A 21,653-nucleotide genomic window follows, 5' to 3' on the forward strand; every position below is an offset into this window, starting at 1 on the left:
CTCCAGAGAGAGGGCGACCGTAGCACATGCTGGCACACAAAAACGCACCGGAACACACCTTCCGCAAAGACGGAATCTTCTACTTCCGCCGCCGTGTTCCATCGGATTTGTCTCATCACTACACATCTCGGCAGATAGCTTTTTCACTGCGTACTCGATCTGCACCTGTAGCCGCGGCCCGAGCAAGCCGAGCAGCGCAGCAGCTTGATGAGCATTGGTATCATCTGAGGATCAAGGATCGGGAACTGCCCGGTAAGCATCTGTTGCGTATGCAGCAAGCGACGAACGTACCCATCGGCCACGCACCACCTGTCGTGATGGAAGGCGCGTCTGTAAAGCTCTCCGAGGCTGTTGCGATCTATCTGAGGCTCAAGGGTCGTGACCGTCCGGTGACCTTCAAGCGGGCTGCTGAGCGCTCTTGTGGCTATGTCATCGACATCTGCGGAGACAAGGATTTGCTGAGCTACACCAAAGCCGATGCAACGCGCTTCAGGGACGTGTTGATCGAACGGGAGCTTGCGGGCAGCAGCATCACGCGCATCTTCGGCACGGTAAGATCGGTCATCAACTTCGCTGCGAGCGAGATTGGTGTCACGCTCAACAACCCCTTCACCGGCATTTACTACGACCGCCAATCAGGCGTGACAGATCGGGCGTCTCTCCCTGTCGATGTCATCCGGACAGTGCAGGGTGAATGCGCGAAGCTGAATGATGAGTTGCGCTGGCTGGTGGCTCTTGTGTCGGACACTGGGTTGCGGCTCGCCGAGGCTGCCGGTCTTCAGCTTGAGGACATAAACACTAATGCGGAAATTCCGCATGTCGTGGTGCGAGAGCATCCTTGGAGACGACTGAAGACTTCCACCAGTGCCCGCGAGGTGCCGTTGGTCGGGGCATCGCTCTGGGCGGCGAAGCGTATCCTGTCAGCAGCCACAGACAGCAGCTTCGCTTTTCCGCGCTACAACAAATGCGAACAAACAAACGCTAACTCAGCAAGTGCCGCGCTCAACAAGTGGCTGAAGCCCATGGTCCCAGAGCGCTGTACAATGCACAGCTTCCGTCACTCAATGCGTGACAGGCTACGCGCCGTCGAGTGTCCCGCAGACATCGTCGATCAGATTGGTGGCTGGCAGACCGAAGGGATCGGTCATGGTTATGGCCAAGGCTATCCGCTAACTGTGCTGCAGAAATGGATGAAGGCGGTGGAATAGGCTGTGCCATACCATGTGGTCGCCCTCTCTCTGGAGAAAGCTGAGGCATAACAATGGCTTGGAAACTTTAGTGGTGCCCCCCGCCGGATTTGTTGGGTTCCCGTTACAGGCACAACTGCAGCTCTAAACCTCAGCAAACCCTTGGGTATCAGCACCTTGGAGTCACCGTCAAGAGGCGCGTCTTGTGCTACGGAATGTGCTACGGCGCTTGCTAGGCTACAGGAAGAGCTGAGCGTTGACAGAGGGGGGACCCCACCGCTGCAGCTGCGAATCGACCTCAGCGTCTCCACTATGCTGTCAGCAATGGCCTGTCAGATGGGAGGCGAGGCGCTCCATGGGGGAAAGCGCCAGCACGACCAATAATGGTAGGCCGCTCAGACGTGTGGCCCTCAGAACTTTCTGGTGGGAGGGGGAGGAGGCAGATGACCCTACAGCTTTCCCTTACGGGTCCCTCTATGGGGAGTTACCTGTAGCTACATGCTTAAGGGTCTACTGTTGGATAGTGATCCACCTCCTCCCCCCAATCAAGCTGAAGGCTTAGGCTGCAAGCTGTGGCTCTTCCCGATCCTCGAACTGTTGCTTGGTGAGGATGTCCACCACACCGTTCTGTCCCGTCCGCCTCTTGAACACGTCCAGCATGACCTCCTTGGCTGTAGCGACAGCTGACGCTGGGACGATGATGGCATCGTGGATGGGGAGGGCTATGATGTTCGTCTCCTTGAGGGTGAGGAGAACCTCGACAAGGATTTGGCTCTCCAGAAACTGGCAGCGGTGCCCGATACCTGTAAAGAAGGCATCCGAAATGTCTGGATGGGCAGCCATGATTGAAGCTGTCACGTCGCCAATCTTTGTCGGTTCAAAGTCTCCGTTTCCGAACAGATCTTGTGCTGCGACGCGGTAGCTTCGAACTTGCTAGTCGATCGCCGCGAAGCTCGCCAAGATACCGGACACCGGAACTCCTCGTCCTTCCTTTGGCGCTCGATGCGTTCTTTGGATTGGTGCTAACCCCTCAAAGTTATTTATCGTCAGACTGCTTGTTCCTCGCCTTGAAAAGCGCTTACCTTAACGGGAGCGGACAAAGCACTACACGTCCGAAATTTGAGCGCGAGCCTGAGAGGCAGGTAATGGGTCCAAAAGTATTTCTGTCACTTTCCTTTGTTAACGACGCTTTTGTCGAAGAAGTTTTTCGGAGACTTCCAACAGGGTTGACCTTTTTCTACAAAAAGAGTTTCGGCAATAGCGAATCTCTTGTTTCCGAAATGCAAGAAGGCGTCGCAGAATCGAAAATATTTGTATTATTCGCTTCACCTCAAGCACTTGAGTCGGGTGCTGTTCAATTTGAGATCGCCGAAGCGCATCGCAAGTTGGTTGGCAACCCTCGCTATCGCATATTGGTGTATCCCACCAGCCCCAAGGTTTCGGTAGGCGACCTTCCTGATTGGTTGAAAGCTTTCTGGACGCCGAAAGCTGGATACTCGCCCTCCGACATCGCTCGACACATCACGCAGCTGATCATTGATGATTATCAAGGTGAAATATTCGGTAACCAGCAAGTCATTGGGCGAGGCAAAGCACTGGATGAGCTTTCGTCGCTCTACGCGGAGAATATTGCGGCGAGCGGTTCTTCTCCTCGAGCCATTGTTCTTAGTGGTTTTCGTGGCATTGGCAGGCGAACCCTCGCAAAATACTACTGCAGAACAGCTTTATCTTACATGGGAAACGCGACGTACGGTCCAACTATTCTTCTTCCCGACCAAGCAGATATCGCAGATTTGTACTTGAACCTACTGGTTGAGTTCGGAGGGACTCAAACAAAAGAAGATTTTTCCGCGGACATTATTTCATTTCGTAAACTTGAAGAAGACCGGCAAATTTCTGAAGTGGTAGAAAAGCTGTCTTATTTCCATAACCTTGGACAAGTCCCAATATTGATTTCTGCAGCCGGGTTTTTCGAGGATGATGGAAGCGCTAAGGCATGGGTTTATCGATTATTTTCAAGCTTAGATCAGGATTCAGTTACCTTCATCGTCACCAATAGAATATTTCCTCCTCAGATCATTTCTGGGATGGGTGCTGTTGTCCAATATCGAGTCCCAGAACTATCGGCCTCAGACATCAGGACGTTGATGGTTCTGACCGCGAAAGCAATAAATGTTTCAAACTTCGAGATTTCGGAGGACTTGGTCCGGGCGATTGGGGGGCATGCGGATGTCGCCCGTCAGGCCGTATTGGTCGCTAAAGTCTACGGTTCTGAGTTCTTCGAGAGAGATCCCAGAGTCTTGTTTGATATCCAGCAGAAAGTATTAAGTGGAAGTATCTCAGAGAAAGCGTTGTCTCCAGCCGCCTTTGATTTTCTTTCATTGCTCAGCTGGGTGCCATCCTTGCCTGGCCTTCTTCTATGGGAGGTCATGGAGAAACTCGGACATTCCAGAGATGATTTCTCCACCGCTGTAGAGAGTTGTGTCCTAGCGTGTTTGGTGGTGCCCGCCGGTCGAAATTATTTCATATCGCCCGCAATAAGGATGATGTTCCGTAGGCAATATCCTGCAGCTGAAGCCGTCCTTCACTCATTTTCTGAAGTACTTCGCCAAGAGTGGGAGGAGAGCGAGGCTAAAGGAGAGTTTAGGGCGGATCTTTTCGAGGCATTCGTCTTCATGCACACGCTCGAAGGCTCGGCTATGCCGAAGGAGCTGCAGATGCTGCTCTCGCCCGGTATGCTTCATGACGTGGTGCGGCTAACCTACAATCAGGGCAAAGACAAATACGAACCTGAGACACTGCGAAAAGCGATCTCTTGGGGGGGGGTAGCGGAGAACATGCGAATGAGTCCCGCGACGCTTGAGGAGATATTGTCTATTGTGGCAAGGTCTCAGATTAGGCTCCGTGACTACACGGGTGCGAACACGACTATTGCGAAGATGAAGGCGAAGGGTTTCCGTTCTGTCGCTTTTCTGAATGGTCACAGTCTTCGTCGGCAGGGAAATTTTGGCGAAGCAGTATCATTCCTAAAAGAGGCAGTTCGGGAAAGAAAAGGACTTCGCTCTTCTGTGCATGAATTGGCGCTTTGCTATAAAAGAGAGGGTAGCTTCGATGAATTAAAAGCTCTACTTGATGAGCATGCTAATATTGTATCGGATAGTGCATTCTTTTTGGATTTTCAGATTGGGCTTGATATATCCGCAGGCCGTTTTCCTGAGGCAGATAGCAAGATCGATAAACTGCGTTTAATAAGTGATGACGACGGGAGATCGGGTTTCCGCGCTGCTCAACTACTAGAGCGCCGCCTTCAACATAGGGATGCGAAACTGGCTTGTACAGAGCTACTGAAATCGGGAATTGGTGTTCCGCCACGGATAAGATGCTTGAGAGCCGTTTGCGCTGCTCATGACAGGGATTTCTCTCTTGCGGATGAAGACATCAACTTTCTGTCGAAGTTGCCAGCATGGGAGCAAGCTGCGGAACGATGCAGGACGATCCGACATATTGCGGCGGGAGATCTCGAGTCAGCGGAGAAAGCTCTCGATGACATCGTAGAAAGAACTCCAGAGTATTGGCTGTTGAGAGCTAGGTGGCTTGAGGCAAAGGCGGCGGACAAACGAACCGGTCTCGCGCAAAAAGATGAACTTATTTTCGAAGCGCACCAGCTACGTCTGAGAAATCAGTTCCATGTTGACTATGATTTTGATGACTAACCGATTTCAAGGCATCGTGGATCGAGTAAACGTTCATGCAGGCTTTACAACATCAGATTGTCTTGCAGCCGTTTTTTGAACGCAACGCTAAAGCTAAACCCGCCTTTGTTTCAAATTCCATTGGGCTGAGAAAGCCCCCCTTGGAGTGGCGACGCCTTGGATTGAAGAGCCGTTCGATGAGGTCAAACACAGCCGATGGCTCGGCGCGAGAATTGATTGATGACGGCGGCAACGCAGAGTCTGCCCTTCGTTGTCCAGCAGCTATATTTCCTGCTTTGAATTCATGTGCTCCAATTTCATTGGAAGTACCTTAACCCGTGTCTAGAAACCAGCAGCAGGCGAAATCAAGGCGGATGAACGAGGTTTGAGTTGCACCATCAGAACGATGGAAACTCCCCAACCTTAAAGACTCCCCATGACAATCAACTCCCTTCGAGCTGTCGGCAAGACCGACGGCTCTTTTCCGCATGGCGAACGGCCACTCGACCCATTTCGCGTCCCAATTACAACTGCTAGCGAAGACTTCGTTGCTGAAGTGATCGCAATAATCGAGGCCCACGAAGAAAGTATCGGGTTGCGTCTCCGAAGACGCAGACGCCACGACCAGCTTACGTTTGAGCGTATGGTCACCGCTCTTGTCTCAGATTTGGCCATTAATGTCCTGTGCGAAGAAGCCAAGGGCATCCACCTGACGCGTTCCCATCGCTATTTGGGTTCAACGTCTAGGTACGGTAACCCTGTCACCAGCAAGACTATTTGCGGTCTCCTCGATCAAATGGCCGATCCTCAGCTCGCTTTGGTTCGACAAGACCTTGGCTACAAGGTTCAACAGGGACCGAAGAAGCGCACCGTGTTGTATCCGTCTGCAAGATTGCAGCGAATGATACGCCTACACGGTCTTACGCCATCTGAATTCGGCGAATTGCAGCGAACTGAGCCAATCGAACTGAAGAGCGCTCCCCTCAGCAGAACGAAGCGCGGAGAGTTGGTTGACTATCCGGAGACTGATCTGACCACGTCGCTAAGGACCGACATACGGGATATCAACCGTTTCTTGGCGGGAGCGGACATTGGCTACATCGGCCCCGAGACCGTGGACCTCAACAAACGGCAGCTCCGTCGTTGCTTCACCCGCGAGAGCTTTGGGAGCGGCGGCAGGCTTTATGGCGGCTTCTGGCAGCCCATGAAAAAGCGGGATCGCCTTCGCTACATCAAGATCAATGGCGAGGACGTGGTAGAACTTGACTATGGGCAGATCATGCCTCGTTTGGTGTATTCCCTCAGAGGCGTGGTCCCTAGGATGGCAGACCTCTACGACATACCGGGCTTCGACCTGCAGGATCGCCCAGGCATCAAGAAAGTCATGTCCTCTATGCAGTTTGTTGAGGCTTCCTTGACGCGGTTTCCGAAGGAGACACGAGACCTCTTTCCCACGAAGGTGAAGATTGGCGACGTGACAGCTTCAATCATGGCTGCCCATCCAGACATTTCGGATGCCTTCTTTACAGGTATCGGGCACCGCTGCCAGTTTCTGGAGAGCCAAATCCTTGTCGAGGTTCTCCTCACCCTCAAGGAGACGAACATCATAGCCCTCCCCATCCACGATGCCATCATCGTCCCAGCGTCAGCTGTCGCTACAGCCAAGGAGGTCATGCTGGACGTGTTCAAGAGGCGGACGGGACAGAACGGTGTGGTGGACATCCTCACCAAGCAACAGTTCGAGGATCGGGAAGAGCCACAGCTTGCAGCCTAAGCCTTCAGCTTGATTGGGGGGAGGAGGTGGATCACTATCCAACAGTAGACCCTTAAGCATGTAGCTACAGGTAACTCCCCATAGAGGGACCCGTAAGGGAAAGCTGTAGGGTCATCTGCCTCCTCCCCCTCCCACCAGAAAGTTCTGAGGGCCACACGTCTGAGCGGCCTACCATTATTGGTCGTGCTGGCGCTTTCCCCCATGGAGCGCCTCGCCTCCCATCTGACAGGCCATTGCTGACAGCATAGTGGAGACGCTGAGGTCGATTCGCAGCTGCAGCGGTGGGGTCCCCCCTCTGTCAACGCTCAGCTCTTCCTGTAGCCTAGCAAGCGCCGTAGCACATTCCGTAGCACAAGACGCGCCTCTTGACGGTGACTCCAAGGTGCTGATACCCAAGGGTTTGCTGAGGTTTAGAGCTGCAGTTGTGCCTGTAACGGGAACCCAACAAATCCGGCGGGGGGCACCATTTTTTAAGGCAACGTCTTTCAGCATGGCGTTGTCGAGCATGGTTTCTGCCAGCAGTTTCTTCAGCTTGGTGTTCTCGTCTTCCAGAACCTTCAGCTTGCGGGCATCAGGAACATCCATGCCGCCGAACTTGGCCTTGTACTTGTAGAAGGTCGCTTGTGAAATGCCGTGCCTGCGGCAGAAATCCGCCGTCTTCATCCCGGCCCCCTGCTCCCGCAATATGCCGCTGATCTGTTCCTCCGTGAACCGTGAACGCTTCATTCTGTCCGTCTCTTGATTGGAACGGACTCTACACAAAAATGGAGGAATTTCAGAGGTTCAAGTCACTTGGTGTAACATTTCAGAAGATGATAAGTATGATGCAGCTATGGGAAATCCCTTTAGAATACTTGATAGTCACGGGTTGCTAGATGAATAACTGCAAATGGTACGATCAATTAAAAGAAAGAATAAGGATTTAAGTTATCGATCGAACCGGCATTTTTTTGATTTCTACCTAGGCAGCGTCAATAAAAAGTTGTCGGCTAACTCAAAAGGCCGATCTGATGGGTCGTCGCCATTTTCCTTCATATGCAACATTTCACAAACTAGATCGTCGTTTAGCACTAATATTAATTTGCCATGCTCACGCATTGCGCCTTGTGCCATTTTAGTCGCGTTGGTATCTGAGCCTTTTCTGCTAAATATAATTCCAACTTTCCGCAGCCCTTTTTCAAGTAGATATTTTTCGGTAGTTAATATTTGACCTTGTTTTATTTTTTCACTGTAGTTTTTAAATTCAAATACGATATATCTGCTATCTAAGTGTTGGGTGATAAACTGCCAGAATTCCGTAGATGGTTTTATGCGACAGACAAAATCATAGCGGTTCAACCCATCATCTGTTCGTTTTTGTTTGTGCCAACCATGCAGATCGCCAGGGAAAAGGTACCGAAGTATTTTTTCACAAGTGATCTCATAATTCCGCCAATATTTCTTTCCTCGAGCAATTTCCTTCATTTCGGAGCATAGTTCTGATCCTCTAGTGTCTTCATTTTGAAGCGATTTTTCAGTGTAAGCGTCACTCGATTTTTTTATATTTTGACTTTTGTCTTGGCCAAAACTGCTTGTGTCAGAGAGGTTCCCAGCGTTTTTTATTAGTTCAATCGGTGGTAGGTCGACAAGGCTTTCAAGTTCAGCAAACAGATCAGGCGATTTCGATGCCCAATTTGCAATATCTGATATGTCGAGTAAGAAGATATCAAATTTTGTTGCCAGGCTTTCGCGCAAATTTGGCGGGAGTGAACTGGATACTATCAGCAAGCATCTCCCGATATCCGCTCTTTTTGCTTGATGCTTAAGTCGGAGAATTGCATTTTCGATAAGGGATATTTGAGCGCGTGGGGTTCTGTAGAATTTTACTTCTATAGCCCAGAATTCGTCTTTATATTTAGCTAAGAAGTCAAATCCTCGGTCTGCTCCCGACTCCGGACTAATATTGAGTCCGCTGAATAATATAATTCGACTTACAATATGCTCAAATTCTTTAGCTATTATTTGAGTTGGTCTATTTTGTCTTTCTTGCATAGATATATCTTTTTATATGTAACTGATTGACTTGAATTTTTTGGAAAAATAGGGTCTGTTTAATGTATCAATCCATCAGCTCTCAGGCGAACTAAGGCAGCAGTAACAGCTGCTCTGGGGAAACTGTCCCGCTTATGGTCGTTCCAGGCTTCCAACGCTTCAGACATTTCTGGCTGCGTTGTAATGCCTTCGGATACCGACAAGAAGTGAACGCTCGACAGCAGCTCCATACCGTATGGCGTTTCATAGCCATCGATCAGAAGTGAGAGCTTAGAGACAAGATCGCTAGTATCAATGCCTTTCGATTTCAAAAACTCATCGGCGGCGGCATAAGTCGCTGGTGTTACGACTACGGTTTTTTCCTCGCTGCTATAACCATGGATATAGCGTTTGTTTTCCATCGCTTTGAAAGCGTTGTGCAGTGTTTCTGAGTAAGGTCCGAACTGTTGTTTTGAAAACTTCAGCCCAAAATCGCTCCCAAGAACCTGAAGGAAGTATGCAAGCTTTTGCGCGGTGAGGCGCGTGAGGTGCCCGCCGAAAAATTTCTCAAGTTCAGCAAACGCCACCATCATCGTTGCACGTCCCGCAGTTAAATCATTAGGGACGGACACCTGTTCCGGTTTCATGGTGTCAGACACTGGGGCAAACACAACGAACTTCACCTCAGGTAATTCTGAAAGGCTCTGCTCGATAAGAGGTCTAACCTCCGACCAATCCAAACCACCATTGCCGCACCCCAGCGGCGGCAGTGCGACTGACTGGATTCCAAGCGCCCTGACTTGGCATACAAAATCTTTCAATCCATCCTGAACATATTCAATTTTGGATTTTGCTCGCCAATGCTGTTTGGTTGGAAAATTGATTAGGTATCGATGTTTTCCATCGCCGAGAAAGTCGTTGTTCTCAAAAACAAACATGCGCCCCGGCGAGATTTTGTTTTCGTCGCAGAGCTTTTTGTATGCCTTGAAGTTTTCTGGCCAGCGCCGTTTGAATTCCAACGCTACGCCTTTGCCCATCACACCAACGCAGTTGACTGTGTTCACAATCGCCTCGGTAGGCTCTTCGAACATGTCGCCGTTTTTATATTCGATGGTCATCATTCAAAAATAACATCCGGGTTTGACATACACAGGGATGTTTGCACCTGACTCGTTGATCCAGCCTTGAACGGTTGCAAGGTGTGCGTCATTTTTCAGTATGATGCACAAAACCTCATTCATACTCAAATAGTCCTTCACCATGAATTCTGCCATGCGACGTTTGCTGCGCATCTGGTGCTCAACCGGTTCATCGCGGTCGTGTTGCCATTTGCATACGCCGGTGTAGCCAATCTCTGTGATGATGGCTTTCTTTGGCGTGTCGTCAAAAAGTGCCCACTGGATGTGTGTCGAGAGTTTTTCTGGCTGATTTTCGTAGACCGGTGGGATGCCAGAATTACAGGCGATATCAGTAAACCAGCAGGTGCGTCCCCCTTCAAAAAGAGTCGCAGGTTTCACGACAAGATATGCGACATCTTGCATCTGTGCAGTCCCAAGATTCTCACCTTCGGGGTCTATCAGCCGAACATTTCCAGCGTGGATCGTGTACGCCATTTTTGTGATCGGCGAGAAATAGAAAGGCACAAAATCATTGACGTTCGAATTGCATGGGGTCGTGAACTGAGCAGTTCCGCGACGTTGTACAATGTCGTTGAATGATATCCGAAAGCCGGGCTGCATATCTTTATGATTTTTGGCAAAAGCCCTGCCATCCGCGAGATATCTCTGCAGATTATGAAAATACGTCATTCTAAAAAGAAAACGGTCGGGCACAGTCAATTGTCGCCTTTGATCTTAGACGCTATCCGGTAGCATCAACGAAAAATTGTGTCTACGCTTCCGACTTCCGTTTGACTACTGATGCAGCTGAGTCGCTGAATCATTTGATTTTTACCAAGTTACGCTTAGTTTCAGATAGTATTTGGCAAAAATGAATGATATCAATAGGTTGTATTGTGTTCGGGGTCATGGATGGCAATAAGCTGCTTTGGCGTCATATCACTTTGGCTACGCTGGTAAATTTCCAACGAAATCGTTCAAATCGGTGGGACACTGATCCCAGATAATAGCAGAAATAGCGGGACAATTTGCTGTCCCACTTTGAGCTAAGTCCTTGTACTAATTAAATGCTCGTGGTCCGGCGGGGGGCACCATCTCCAGCGGTTTGAATTGCTGCAGGAATGCGACGGAGTGGTTCGAGGCTTGCCTCCCACCCGCACTGGTAACCAGCTATTTCAGCGTCACCGTGTCGAAGGCCAGGGAAGCGCTGGTCTGGTAGATGTCTTCCACTTTCTTGATGCGGCCCTGGCGCGGGTGGCCGATTGCGATGCCGACGATGCCTCTCTGGCTGTCGGGCTTTGCCAGCGCGACCAGCCGCACGAGGAGCTGGTCACCTTCCTTGTTGATGAAGTTGCCGACGATTTCGGACGCAGGCAGATCGCCCAGTGTGATCTGGCGGCGGACATTCAGCCGTGTATCGTCTGTGGTGCCGAGCTGTTTCAAGAGCTCGATGGCAATATAGTCGCCCACCTCGAGGCGCTTTTGCGGATCATCGGTCTTCATGGTGTAGGTGACGATCTGCAGGGACGAATAGATGCGCTTGGTTTCGTCGTCGGTGGTGAAGTAGATCTTGATCGGACCGCCGCCGGCCGGTTTCGCCTGGGCCAGAATTTGCTGTGCCTCGCGCCGTGGTGCGGCAAGGCTGAACGGTACGGGAACCTCGACATCGTGTTTTGCGGCGAACTCCGCATCCACCGTGTAGATCGTCGACAGGGTTACGCCCTGGGCTTCAAAAGGCGTCAGCTTGACCGATCCTTCCAGTTCGACCTGCTGGGCAACTGCCGCAGCTGGCGTGCTCATCGCGAGAACCAGTGCCAGTCTGGCGATGCTTGAGGCCGTTCCGTTCATGTCCCCCTCCCAACGTCGTGCGAAACCTGGCGAGGTTTCAATGCTACCAGATACGGGCGAAAAGTCTGCCTTGTGTCTTGATGCGCGGTTTTGAGGTGGCCTCACATCAGGCTGGGATCGTATGTGCCAGTGGCTACGCGACAACGTGCTGCTGGCGGCGCGCATTTCCCTAGGTGACTTTTTGCAGCGCAGCGGCTAAGGGAAGCGCCATGATCAGACGCCTCTACGACTGGACCTTGTCCCTTGCCGCCGGACCGCGTGCGCCTGCCGCACTCGGCACCGTATCCTTTGTCGAAAGCTCGGTGTTTCCGATCCCGCCGGACATCCTGCTGATCCCGATGGTGATCGCCCGGCGCGAGAAAGCCTGGTGGTACGCGCTGCTGTGCACGCTGACGTCGGTCGCAGGTGGTATACTTGGGTATCTGATCGGTCTGTTCCTGTTCGAACAGGTGGCGGTGCCTATCCTGACCTTCTACGGCAAGATGGGGTTCGTCGAAGAGTTCAAGGACATCTATCATCAGTACGGCTGGTGGTTCGTCTTTATCGCCGGGCTGACGCCGTTTCCCTACAAGGTGATCACCATTGCCTCCGGTGCGCTGGGGCTCAGCCTGCCGGTGTTCATTGCCGCGAGCATCATTTCTCGGGGCATCCGGTTCTTTGTCGTCGCCGGATTGCTCTATCTGTTCGGCCCGCCGATCCGCGATTTCATCGAAAAGCGGCTTGGTCTCATGTTCACCATATTTGTGGTGCTGCTGGTCGGCGGATTTGTTGTGCTTAGGTATATCTGACAGTAAGAGGGTGAGATGACAGCCGACCGGATTTCGCGCAATCTGACGGGGCTCTTGCTGGTGGGCGGCCTGGCGGCGATCGCGACCGCCTGGGGTTTTCAGCTGATTGGTGGCTATGTGCCCTGCAAGCTGTGCCTCGAGCAGCGCATTCCCTATTACGTCGGCCTTCCCCTGGCTCTCTTGGCGCTTTTTCTGATGCAGGCAAGGCGGACCGGGTTGGCGTTGGCACTGCTTCTGGTTGTTGCGGCCGTGTTTGCCTATGGTTCCGGCCTCGGTATCTACCAGTCCGGCGCCGAGTGGCAGTTCTGGGACGGTCCGAGCGATTGCGGTGGCGGTACCTCGACGCCAACGTCTGCGGCCAACATGCTGCAGGCGTTGAAATCGACGCGCGTCGTCAGCTGCACCGAGGCTAGCTGGCGCATGTTCGGCCTGTCCTTTGCCGGCTGGAACGCGGTTGCGTCCGGCGGGCTTGCCCTTCTGGCGCTTTTGGCCGCTTTCGGGTTGAAACGCCGTGGCAACACGGCCAGTGTAGGTGCATGAGCGAGAACAAGCACCCGAAGGAAAAACTGCGCGATGAAGCGCTCCGCACACTCGACCGGGTGAATGCGGAGAGCGAGACCGTTGCCGGTTCAACCTTCGTCCGCATGGCCGACCGGGCAAAGGATCACCTGAGCGCCGCCGACAAGGACGAAGACGACCGGATCGAGGTTTGGGGCAGCCGGATCGGCCGAGGTCTCGGGCTTGTGTTCGCAATCGGACTGGCGATTTATCTACTGGTCACCTACGTACTGCCCAACACCTGAATGAACCGATCCGTCAAAGGAACCGATATGGCATCCGTCCGGCCGGTCAGCCACAGCAGCTGGACCGAACGCAAAGCACCTGACCTGGAAGACTTCGAGGCGATGGCGAGCGAGATCCTCTCCGGGCTTCCGGATGATCTTCTGCTGCGCTGTGGTCATCTGCAGATCAGCCTTGCGGACTATGCGCCCGACGACGTTCTGGATGAACTTCGCATCGAGGATCCGCACGACCTTCTGGGCCTGTTCGAGGGCCAGGGGCTGAGCGAAGGCGAAGAAACCGTGATGACCGGGCAGATGCCCAACCGCATCTGGCTCTTCCGCCGGCCGATCCTCGACTACTGGGCCGCGATGGACGAGACGCTGGGCGATGTGGTTGCCCATGTGTTGATCCACGAGATCGGGCATCATTTCGGCCTGTCCGACCAGGATATGGAGCGTATCGAGGCGGCAGCGGAACGCTAATTCTGACCCTTGCAATGAAAAAGGCCTCCCGCGTCTTGCAACACTCGGGAGGCCTTTTTGTTTTCGTCCGTTCGGAAACGCTTATTCAGCGGCTTCCTTCTGGGCGCGTGCGATCGATTCAACGATCAGCCGCTTTGCGGATTCGACACCTTCAACACCGGTGATCTTCACCCACTTGCCCGGCTCCAGATCCTTGTAGTGTTCAAAGAAATGCTTCACCTGGGCAACGGTGATTTCCGGAAGGTCGGTCACATCGTTGACGTTGTCGTAGCGCTTGCTGAGCTTGTGGGACGGAACCGCGAGGATCTTTTCGTCCTGGCCGGATTCGTCTTCCATCAGCAGAACGCCGATCGGACGGCAGCTCATGATGGCGCCCGGAACGATCGGGCGCTGGTTGACCACGATCACGTCGATCGGATCGCCATCACCACACAGGGTGTGGGGAACGAAGCCGTAGTTGCCCGGGTACCGCATCGGAGTGTACAGGAAGCGGTCGACGTACATCGCACCGGCTTCTTTATCCATCTCGTATTTGATCGGCTCGCCGCCAACGGAGACCTCGATAATGACGTTGATGTCTTCCGGCGGATTCTTGCCAATCGGCACAGCGTCGATACGCATTTAGGAAACTCCTGTTATTCGTTGCTGCGTCTATCGCAATCCCGCCGAAGAAGTTCAAGTCCTTTATTTTTGCATTGCACCTAATTGATTAACATGCGTCTATTCGCGCGGCAGGCTCCGGAGGAGATAGATTTATGAAACGGCTTACTGTTTCCCTTTTGACGCTCGGCGGATTGCTTGTGTCTCTGCAGGCTGCAGGGGCGGCGTCGGTCGACAGTGCCTATACCAAGATCCTGCTGGACAGCTGCCCGCTGATCGAGGCCGGGGACGAGGAAGAAGGCACCTTCGGCGGTGCCTGGCAGTGCACCGGCTACAAGGGAGCGGGTGTCTATGTTGCCGAGGGCGACCTGCGCATGTTCGTCTCCTTCGGTCCCGACGCCGCCAACGAGCCTGCGGCAGGCCAGACCCTACCAAATTTCAACACGGTCAACGAAACGCTGGAATGGCGCCTCAGGGGCGGTGTTCCGTTTGCGACCATCCTGCGCTGGTTTCCGAGCCTCGACGAGGGGTCCAGGACTGGCAGCGTGCTGATCGTGACCCAGCTGCAGCCCGGTGGCGGCACCTGCCAGATTGCCCGGATCGATGCCCAGGCCAACAAGAACGCCAACGATTTGGCACGCCAGGCCGCCGATACCATGGCCGGTTCTTTCGACTGCACGCAGCCGCCGCAGATCCTCGGCAATCCCGGAATTCTCTATTAGGCAAGCGCCCTGCGGCTCAGGTGCTGATTTGGGGCCAGGCGTAGATGCTGAGCTCCAGCCTTCGGCCGCCGATCCTGTACCAGGACTTTGCCGCAAGCTTGCCACCGACGGCCTTGTAGAAAGCGCGCGCGGGCTCGTTGGCGCTCAGGACCTGCACCGCGACACCGGGCATGCTCTTCGCCGACAGCGTTTCCCGCACATTCTGGAAAAGGGCCCGGCCGAACCCGAGGCCCTGATATTCCGGCTTCAGATAAAGCTCGTAGATTTCGCCATCCATGCCGGTATCCCGCAGTCGGCACGGCCCATAGGTCGCGTAACCGGCGGGAATTTCAGCAATGCTGAGGATCTTGATGTCGACACCCCTGGCAAGGGCACCACGCCACCAGCTGCTGCCTCGGCGCGAAATCATCTTCTGAAGATCGACACCGTGCAAGACGCCGCGATAGGCGCCCAGCCAGGCTTCGCTATGGATGCTGGCGAGTGCCTCACAATCGGCGGTCCGGGCCGCGCGCAGATCTATCAGGTCGGTTGTCATGCTTTTAGAAAGATACAACAAGCAATCCGACGGAAAAGAGGCAATCGCGTCGTAGAAACGCCAATTATGCCGATTTCATTGCCTTCGGCATCCGGGAGTTGATCGGCCAGAGGGGCAACACGGTAATAGTGCCGAGACCCCTCCGGTCGAACCTTGTCAAAAGGCCTCAGGCGTTGGCGCCCTGCCGCAGCCGGGCGAGAATTTCCTCGGCCAGATCCTGCCGCACCTTGCCAAGCGATTTCAGCTCGTTGGCCACCAGGTCGATTTCCTCGCCGGTCGCGCCCACCATCAGAGCAACGTTCTGGGCGTGCAGGGCCATGTGGCCTTTCTGGATGCCGGTGGTGGCAAGGGCGCGCAATGCGCCGAAATTCTGCGCCAGGCCGACGGCAACGATGATCCGGGCCAGTTCGTCTGCCGTGGTCACGCCGAGAATTTTCAGGTTGGCCTGCGCGGTGGGGTGGATCTTTGTTGCGCCACCGACCAGTCCGACAGCCATCGGCAGTTCCAGGATGCCCACAAGATTGCCGTCGCCGTCCTTTTCCCAGCGGGACATAGAGCGGTAGCGGCCGTCTTTCGACGCGAAGGCATGGGCGCCTGCCTCCACGGCTCTGGTATCGTTGCCGGTTGCCAGAACCACCGCGCTGATGCCGTTCATGATGCCCTTGTTATGGGTGGCTGCCCGATAGGGGTCGGCATCGGCAAAGTGATAGGCCGACAGCATGTCGTCCCGAACCTTTTCACCTCCGATTTCCTCCAGCGGCCAGACAGCCCGCACGCGTGCCACGCGGCGGTCGGCCAGGTTGGTCAGGATGCGCAGGAGACTGCGGGCGCCGGTCCATTCTTCCAGCTTGGGTGCAAGGGCCTCGGCCATGCTGTTGACGGCGTTGGCGCCCATCGCGTCGCGCGTGTCGACGATGATGTGAACGATGGTCATCGGCCCTTCGGCAGTGTCGATGACCCTTATGTCGAGGTCACGGAAGCCGCCGCCGAGCTTCACCAGAAGCGGATCGATCTCTTCGCAGATGGTGCGGATGTCGTCGATGCGTTCAAAAACCTGGAGACGGACGTTTTCAGGGTCGCTGGCACCCAGAAGCTGGATCTGGGCTGCCATCAGCGGGCCGCTTGTGGAGGTCTTGAAGCCACCGGTCGGCCGGCAGCGCTTGGCCGAGTTGCACACGGCGGCGATGACGGAGGATTCCTCGCTGGCCATCGGCACCAGGACGTCCCGTCCGTCCACGGTCATGTTGGTCGCGATACCGACAGGAATGGACATGGAAGAAATGGCGTTTTCGACAAGGCGGTCGGCCAGTTCGATGTTTCCGGATGCCGCTTCCACAAGGTCGGAGACGGACTTGTTGTCGAGATTCGCCTGGCGCTGGACTGCCTGGAGCCGGCCGGCCGGGTCCAGCTTGTGAAAACCTTCAATACGGGACGAAGTGACGTCACTCATCGGGGGAAACCTGTCTGTCAATTGATCATGGATTGCGGCAGCCACAACACCAGCTCCGGAAACATGGCGCAGATGAAGATACCGATGGCTTGCAGCAGGATGAAGGGAACGATGGCACGGTAGACCGTGCCCATGCCGATGCCGGCGGGCAGGACACCCTTCATGTAGAAGAGCGTGTAGCCGAAGGGCGGGGAGATGTAGGCCATCTGCGCCGAAACGAGGAACAGGATGCCGAACCAGAGCCGGTCGAACTCGAGGAAGTCGATCACCGGCAGGAAGACGGGCACGCACAAGAGGATGATGCCCATTTCGTCCAGGAACATGCCGAGGAAGAACAGAATGCCCAGCATGATGGCGAGCACGATCCAGCGGTTGGCATCGAGATCCTGAATGAAGGACAGGAGGAAGTCCGCGCCGCCGGTGCCGGTGAAGATTGCCACAAAGGCCCGCGCACCGATGGTGATCCAGAGGATCATGGCGGTCACCTTGACCACGTCGAGGGCAACGCCGGATATGAGCTCCCAGCCGAACCGGCGCTCGATAAGCGAAGACAGGAACGCCAGGAAGACGCCGACGGCGGCTGCTTCCGTGGGTGTTGCGATACCCATGTAGATCGTGCCAAGGACGCCGACGATGATCAGCAGCGGCAGGATGAGGGATTTCAGCGAGGCAATGCGCTCTTCCCAGGTGGCCGGGGCGTCGTTGTCCGGACGCGGGGCGATGGACGGGTTGAGCGCGGACCGCAGAACGATATAGCCGATATAGAGCGAGGCGAGCAGCAGGCCCGGCACCACGCCGGCGATGAACATCTGGCCGATAGAGGCCTGTGCGGTCACGGCATAGACGATGGTGATCACCGAGGGCGGGATCAGGATGCCGAGCGTTCCGCCGGCACAGATCGTCCCGATCGCGAGCTCCGGACTATATTTGCGCTTCAGCATGGAGGGCAGGGCCAGCATGCCCATGGCGGCAACCGCGGCACCGACGATGCCCGTCATGGCGGCGATGATCGTGCAGATGGCGATGGTGCCCACCGCCAGGCCACCCGGTAACCGCCGCGACCAGAGCTCCATGGCCCGGTAAAGGCTTTCGATAACACCGGAACGCTGAAGGATGCTGGCCATCATCACATAAAGCGGGATCGCGAGGAGCGATTCCGACGTCATGGTGGAGTAGAGGTTGAGGACGGTAACGGAGAGGGCGGCGGGGCCCCACAGCGTTAGCGTGAAAACGAGCGCAAGTGCGCCGAGCGTGAAGGCAAGCGGCAGGCCGGTGAGCAGCAGGCCCACAAGGCTGGCGAACATGATGGCAAGAACGAATTCGGAGCTCATGCGCTTGCTCCCGTCTGTTCCTGCGCCGGGCGCGTTGCGTTGCAGGCTTCAACAAGGGCCTGCAAAAACAGGAGCGCAAAGGAAAGCGGCACGACGAATTTCAGCCACCAGACAGGTGGGTTCCAGGCGGAAAAGCTGGTTTCGCCGAGGGAGTAGGCGTTGATTGCAAGCGGCCAGCTGACCCAGGCAAAAACGCCTGCAAACACAGCAATGACGGCATAGGAGAACACGTCGAGAGCCACTTTCGGCAATCCCGTCAGTTTTTCGCTGAAGATGTCGACGGCGACGTGGCCCTTCAGGTGCAGAAGGTAAGGTCCGGCCAGCATGAAATGCGGACCGAAGATCAACGTGCTGGCTTCCATGGCCCACACCGTCGGCGCATCGAACAGGTATCTTGCGACCACTTCGAACAGCAGGATCGGCACCACCGCGAAGATGAGCGCCGCCGCAAGGAGGAAGAACAACCGGTTGACGCCGGTGACGATGGAACTGACGGATTTCATGAAGCTGAGCATTTGCCGATCGAAAGGACGACCGGACGGCAGACGGCAGGGAGGTGCCGTCTACCGTCCGGTGGGAGGAAGGGTCAGATCAGCCCGAGGGCTGTCATGAACTCAATCTGGCTCGCGAGCACGCGATTCGCCAGATCGTCTTCCTTGGTAGCCTTTTTCCAGGACTCGACAGCCTTGGACCGGTTGGCCGCGACATCGGCCGGGTCGAGCTGGATGATCTCGACGCCTTGTTCGCCGTATTTCTTCAGGACGTCGACATTCTGCACCATGATGTGCTGGCGCAGCGATCCGGAGATCTCCCGAGCCGCAACGGCAAGCGCCGCCTTGTAGTCGTCCGGCAGGGCGTCATAGGCGCCCTGGTTGGCGACATAGCTGGTGGCGGTGGTCGGCTGGTGCACGCCCGGCAGGATGATGAACTTGGCGACTTCGCCAAGGCCTGCTTCGTAGTTGGCGGTGAGATCGCCGCGGTCGGCAAAATCGATCAGGCCTTTTTCAAGCGCCGTATAGACTTCCGCCGTCGGCAGCGGGGTCACGGAAACGCCCTGGTCGGCCATGACCGCGGAAGCGAGCCCGACAAAGCGGCCCTTCTTGCCGGCCATGTCGGCGATGGTTTCCATCTTGACGGTCGAGTGGATCGGCTCTTCGCCATAGACGGTGGGGGCAATGTAGAAGAGGCCGGCCTTTGCATAGGCTTCGCGGGCGAGATCCAGACCGCCCTTTTCGTAGAACCAGGCTTCATACTGGTCGGACTCGGGGAAGCCGAACGGGATGGTGGACGTGAAGGCAAATGCCGGGATCTTGCCGGCTTCGTAGCCGTCGAAGGTCTTCATCAGCTGGAATGCACCGGCGCGAACGGCATCGAATGCCTGGTTGGCAGGCACGAGCTGGCCGGCGGAGAACAGTGTGATCTTGAAATTGCCGTCGGTCAGTTCGCTGACGCGCTCGACAAACTTCTTCTCGAATTCGAAAGGTGTGGTGCCGGCGTCCCAGAGAGCCTGCATGCGCCACTCAACCGCATCCTGTGCCTTGGCCGCAATCGGTGCTGCGAGGGCGGTGCCGCCAACGGCTGCACCTGCAAGAAGGCTGCGTCTACTTACTTTGGTCATTTTTCCCTCCCAAGGAAATTGCCATTTGCTGGCGTAATGGGGCAAACTGTCATAAAAATGATTGGGACAATCAAGGGACAGTTGTCGGATTTATGGGCAGCACTGTCCCAGTAAATTTTGAGGGACAATGAGGGTTACGGGTAGCGGGCGGAAACTGTCTCGCGTCGATCAGATCGTCGAGAAAGTCGCGCTGATGCTGGAGGCAGGGGCGTACAAGACGTTTGAGCGGTTGCCTTCCATTCGTCAGGCCGCGCGGGAGAACGGCGTTTCGAAAAACACGATGGCGGAAGCTTACGACCGGCTGGTCGCCCGAGGGCTACTGGAAGCGCGGGCCGGCTCCGGATACTACATGTCACAGGTCGGACCAGCTTCCAAGACCCCGCCTGCGCCACATGTCACGGCCGCGGTCGACGGCATGTCGTTGCTGCGGGAGCAGCTGGAACAGCATTATGAAGTGCGTCCGGGAGACGGACGCCCGCCGCCGTCGTGGATGGAGGGGGCGGAGCTGCGCCGCCATTTCGCCAACGCCAAGACGCCCTTTCCCGAAGCGATCGAATTCGGCTACGGCAGTTCGTGGGGATATGGTCCGCTGAGGGACCGGCTGCGGATGCAGTTGCTGGAGCGGTCGATCCCGGCCGATCCGCAAGGGCTTCTTTTGACCCATGGCGTCAACCATGGCCTGGATCTGATCATCCGGCATCTGACGGAGCCTGGTGATACGGTTTTTGTCGATGAGCCGGGCTATTATCCGCTCTTTTCCAAGCTGACCTTCGCCAAGGTGCAGATTGTCGGTATCCGGCGGGACAGGGACGGTCCGGACCTGGAAGACCTGACCGCCAAACTCGCTCTTTACCGGCCGAAGATGTTTGTCACCCAGTCCCACGGCCACAATCCGACCGGCGGTTCCCTGTCCCCTTCGCGGTCATTCGGGTTGATGCAGCTTGCCGAGCGCTGGGGATTTCTCCTGGTTGAAAACGATGCGCTTGCCGACATTCTTCCGGCCACGTTGCCAAGGCTGGCGGCGCTGGACCAGCTGGAGCGGGTGCTTTATCTCGGCACCTTTTCCAAGACACTGTCGGCCAGTCTCAGATGCGGCTACGTGGCTGGAAATCCGGACATCATCCGCCAGCTTGCCGATATCAAGATGCTGACGGTGGTCAATTCATCCGACCACGTCGAACGCTTCGTGTTCAATCTGATGCAGGCCGGCCATTATCTGAGACATCTGCGGCGTCTCAGGAGCCGGGTGGAAGATGCCTACAAGGCATCCTTCGGGACACTGGAGGCGATCGGGTTGTCTGTGCGGGAGTGCTCCATTCCCGGGTTCTATCTCTGGGTGGAGTTTCCCGATGATGTGGATGAACGGGAACTGTGCGCTGCTGCCAGCAAGCAAAGCATCTTCATTGCACCGGGCGCCGTCTTCTATCCGAACCGGGAGACCCGGCAGAAGCCGGCAATGCGGGTCAATGTGGCCTATGGAACGGATGCGCGGTTCCTGTCGTTCCTCAGGGATTTTCTGAAGTAGTTTGAAAGCAGAGGAACAGGCAGGTCCACAAATGAAAAGGGCCGGCATAATGCCGGCCCTTCAGTTGCCCTGATGTTTGACTCACTAAATCTGGTTGGCCAGTAAAAACCCCGGGGGGCTGGGGGGCTAATGCATTCCGCGGCTTCTACGGGCCATACCCATCAGGGTATGATCTTAATATGGGTGTCTA

Annotated in this window: 20 protein-coding genes and 1 pseudogene; 9 read left to right on the forward strand and 12 right to left on the reverse strand. The window is 55.3% G+C overall.

The window, feature by feature from the left end:
- The first annotated feature begins 26 nt into the window (after nt 1–26).
- Nucleotides 27–1,208 carry a DUF6538 domain-containing protein gene (locus FIV05_RS07655; protein WP_152509140.1) on the forward strand — a complete coding sequence of 394 codons (1,182 nt, stop codon included), beginning with the start codon at nt 27–29 and terminating at the stop codon, nt 1,206–1,208.
- 537 nt (nt 1,209–1,745) lie between these two features.
- Here the strand turns inward: FIV05_RS07655 and FIV05_RS07660 are convergent.
- Nucleotides 1,746–2,045 (reverse strand): hypothetical protein, encoded by a 300-nt coding sequence (locus tag FIV05_RS07660; RefSeq protein ID WP_152509141.1) that lies wholly within the window; start codon nt 2,043–2,045, stop codon nt 1,746–1,748.
- A gap of 287 nt (nt 2,046–2,332) precedes the next feature.
- On the opposite strand from FIV05_RS07660, the gene FIV05_RS07665 reads away from it, so the two are divergent.
- Both FIV05_RS07665 and FIV05_RS07670 read left to right on the forward strand, forming a co-directional pair.
- The gene (locus FIV05_RS07665; protein ID WP_152509142.1) at nt 2,333–4,900 is read left to right on the forward strand and encodes a toll/interleukin-1 receptor domain-containing protein; all 2,568 of its coding nucleotides are present in this window, start codon (nt 2,333–2,335) and stop codon (nt 4,898–4,900) included.
- Between the two features lie 415 nt (nt 4,901–5,315).
- Complete coding sequence (locus FIV05_RS07670; RefSeq protein ID WP_152509143.1) at nt 5,316–6,653, forward strand: hypothetical protein; 1,338 nt, start codon at nt 5,316–5,318, stop codon at nt 6,651–6,653.
- Between the two features lie 477 nt (nt 6,654–7,130).
- Here FIV05_RS07670 and FIV05_RS07675 read toward each other — a convergent pair.
- The 5 genes and pseudogenes from FIV05_RS07675 to FIV05_RS07695 all read right to left on the reverse strand — a co-directional run.
- Nucleotides 7,131–7,379: pseudogene (locus FIV05_RS07675) on the reverse strand (transposase); the annotation flags it as partial.
- Between the two features lie 231 nt (nt 7,380–7,610).
- Nucleotides 7,611–8,684: a restriction endonuclease gene (locus FIV05_RS07680; protein ID WP_152509144.1), complete on the reverse strand. Its 1,074-nt coding sequence runs from the start codon at nt 8,682–8,684 to the stop codon at nt 7,611–7,613.
- Between the two features lie 59 nt (nt 8,685–8,743).
- The gene (locus FIV05_RS07685) at nt 8,744–9,784 is read right to left on the reverse strand and encodes a macro domain-containing protein (RefSeq protein ID WP_209009894.1); all 1,041 of its coding nucleotides are present in this window, start codon (nt 9,782–9,784) and stop codon (nt 8,744–8,746) included.
- Nucleotides 9,785–10,495 carry a DUF4433 domain-containing protein gene (locus FIV05_RS07690; protein WP_152509145.1) on the reverse strand — a complete coding sequence of 237 codons (711 nt, stop codon included), beginning with the start codon at nt 10,493–10,495 and terminating at the stop codon, nt 9,785–9,787.
- A gap of 456 nt (nt 10,496–10,951) precedes the next feature.
- On the reverse strand, nt 10,952–11,629 hold the full coding sequence (locus tag FIV05_RS07695; RefSeq protein ID WP_152509146.1) for a hypothetical protein: 678 nt from the start codon (nt 11,627–11,629) through the stop codon (nt 10,952–10,954).
- 209 nt (nt 11,630–11,838) lie between these two features.
- On the opposite strand from FIV05_RS07695, the gene FIV05_RS07700 reads away from it, so the two are divergent.
- The 4 genes from FIV05_RS07700 to FIV05_RS07715 are packed head-to-tail and all read left to right on the forward strand — an operon-like array spanning nt 11,839 to nt 13,682.
- The gene (locus FIV05_RS07700; protein WP_152509147.1) at nt 11,839–12,417 is read left to right on the forward strand and encodes a YqaA family protein; all 579 of its coding nucleotides are present in this window, start codon (nt 11,839–11,841) and stop codon (nt 12,415–12,417) included.
- A 15-nt stretch (nt 12,418–12,432) separates the two neighbouring features.
- Nucleotides 12,433–12,957 (forward strand): disulfide bond formation protein B, encoded by a 525-nt coding sequence (locus tag FIV05_RS07705; RefSeq protein ID WP_023002684.1) that lies wholly within the window; start codon nt 12,433–12,435, stop codon nt 12,955–12,957.
- Entirely contained in the window at nt 12,954–13,220 is a 267-nt protein-coding gene (locus FIV05_RS07710; protein WP_023002685.1) for a hypothetical protein, read from the forward strand. The genes FIV05_RS07705 and FIV05_RS07710 overlap by 4 nt, the downstream gene beginning before the upstream one ends.
- Before the next feature lie 27 nt (nt 13,221–13,247).
- The gene (locus FIV05_RS07715; RefSeq protein WP_031270101.1) at nt 13,248–13,682 is read left to right on the forward strand and encodes a metallopeptidase family protein; all 435 of its coding nucleotides are present in this window, start codon (nt 13,248–13,250) and stop codon (nt 13,680–13,682) included.
- An 81-nt stretch (nt 13,683–13,763) separates the two neighbouring features.
- Here the strand turns inward: FIV05_RS07715 and ppa are convergent, their stop codons facing one another.
- Nucleotides 13,764–14,303 carry an inorganic diphosphatase gene (gene ppa, locus FIV05_RS07720; protein ID WP_152509148.1) on the reverse strand — a complete coding sequence of 180 codons (540 nt, stop codon included), beginning with the start codon at nt 14,301–14,303 and terminating at the stop codon, nt 13,764–13,766.
- Between the two features lie 134 nt (nt 14,304–14,437).
- Between ppa and FIV05_RS07725 the strand changes: the two genes are divergently transcribed.
- Entirely contained in the window at nt 14,438–15,004 is a 567-nt protein-coding gene (locus tag FIV05_RS07725) for a hypothetical protein (RefSeq protein ID WP_152509149.1), read from the forward strand.
- A 16-nt stretch (nt 15,005–15,020) separates the two neighbouring features.
- Here the strand turns inward: FIV05_RS07725 and FIV05_RS07730 are convergent, their stop codons facing one another.
- The 5 genes from FIV05_RS07730 to dctP all read right to left on the reverse strand — a co-directional run bounded on the left by FIV05_RS07730 (nt 15,021) and on the right by dctP (nt 19,938).
- On the reverse strand, nt 15,021–15,557 hold the full coding sequence (locus tag FIV05_RS07730; protein WP_209009895.1) for a GNAT family N-acetyltransferase: 537 nt from the start codon (nt 15,555–15,557) through the stop codon (nt 15,021–15,023).
- 148 nt (nt 15,558–15,705) lie between these two features.
- Nucleotides 15,706–16,989, reverse strand: coding sequence for a hydroxymethylglutaryl-CoA reductase, degradative (locus FIV05_RS07735; protein WP_023002690.1), 1,284 nt, complete (start codon nt 16,987–16,989; stop codon nt 15,706–15,708).
- Between the two features lie 17 nt (nt 16,990–17,006).
- Complete coding sequence (locus FIV05_RS07740) at nt 17,007–18,320, reverse strand: TRAP transporter large permease subunit (RefSeq protein ID WP_152509150.1); 1,314 nt, start codon at nt 18,318–18,320, stop codon at nt 17,007–17,009.
- The gene (locus FIV05_RS07745; RefSeq protein WP_152509151.1) at nt 18,317–18,835 is read right to left on the reverse strand and encodes a TRAP transporter small permease subunit; all 519 of its coding nucleotides are present in this window, start codon (nt 18,833–18,835) and stop codon (nt 18,317–18,319) included. Before FIV05_RS07745 ends, FIV05_RS07740 begins: the two co-directional genes overlap by 4 nt.
- Before the next feature lie 71 nt (nt 18,836–18,906).
- Nucleotides 18,907–19,938 (reverse strand): TRAP transporter substrate-binding protein DctP, encoded by a 1,032-nt coding sequence (dctP, locus tag FIV05_RS07750; RefSeq protein WP_152509152.1) that lies wholly within the window; start codon nt 19,936–19,938, stop codon nt 18,907–18,909.
- A 127-nt stretch (nt 19,939–20,065) separates the two neighbouring features.
- On the opposite strand from dctP, the gene FIV05_RS07755 reads away from it, so the two are divergent.
- Nucleotides 20,066–21,463 (forward strand): PLP-dependent aminotransferase family protein, encoded by a 1,398-nt coding sequence (locus FIV05_RS07755; protein WP_023002694.1) that lies wholly within the window; start codon nt 20,066–20,068, stop codon nt 21,461–21,463.
- Nucleotides 21,464–21,653: the final 190 nt, after the last annotated feature.

Source organism: Labrenzia sp. THAF191a, from assembly GCF_009363335.1.
GTDB lineage: Bacteria > Pseudomonadota > Alphaproteobacteria > Rhizobiales > Stappiaceae > Roseibium > Roseibium algicola.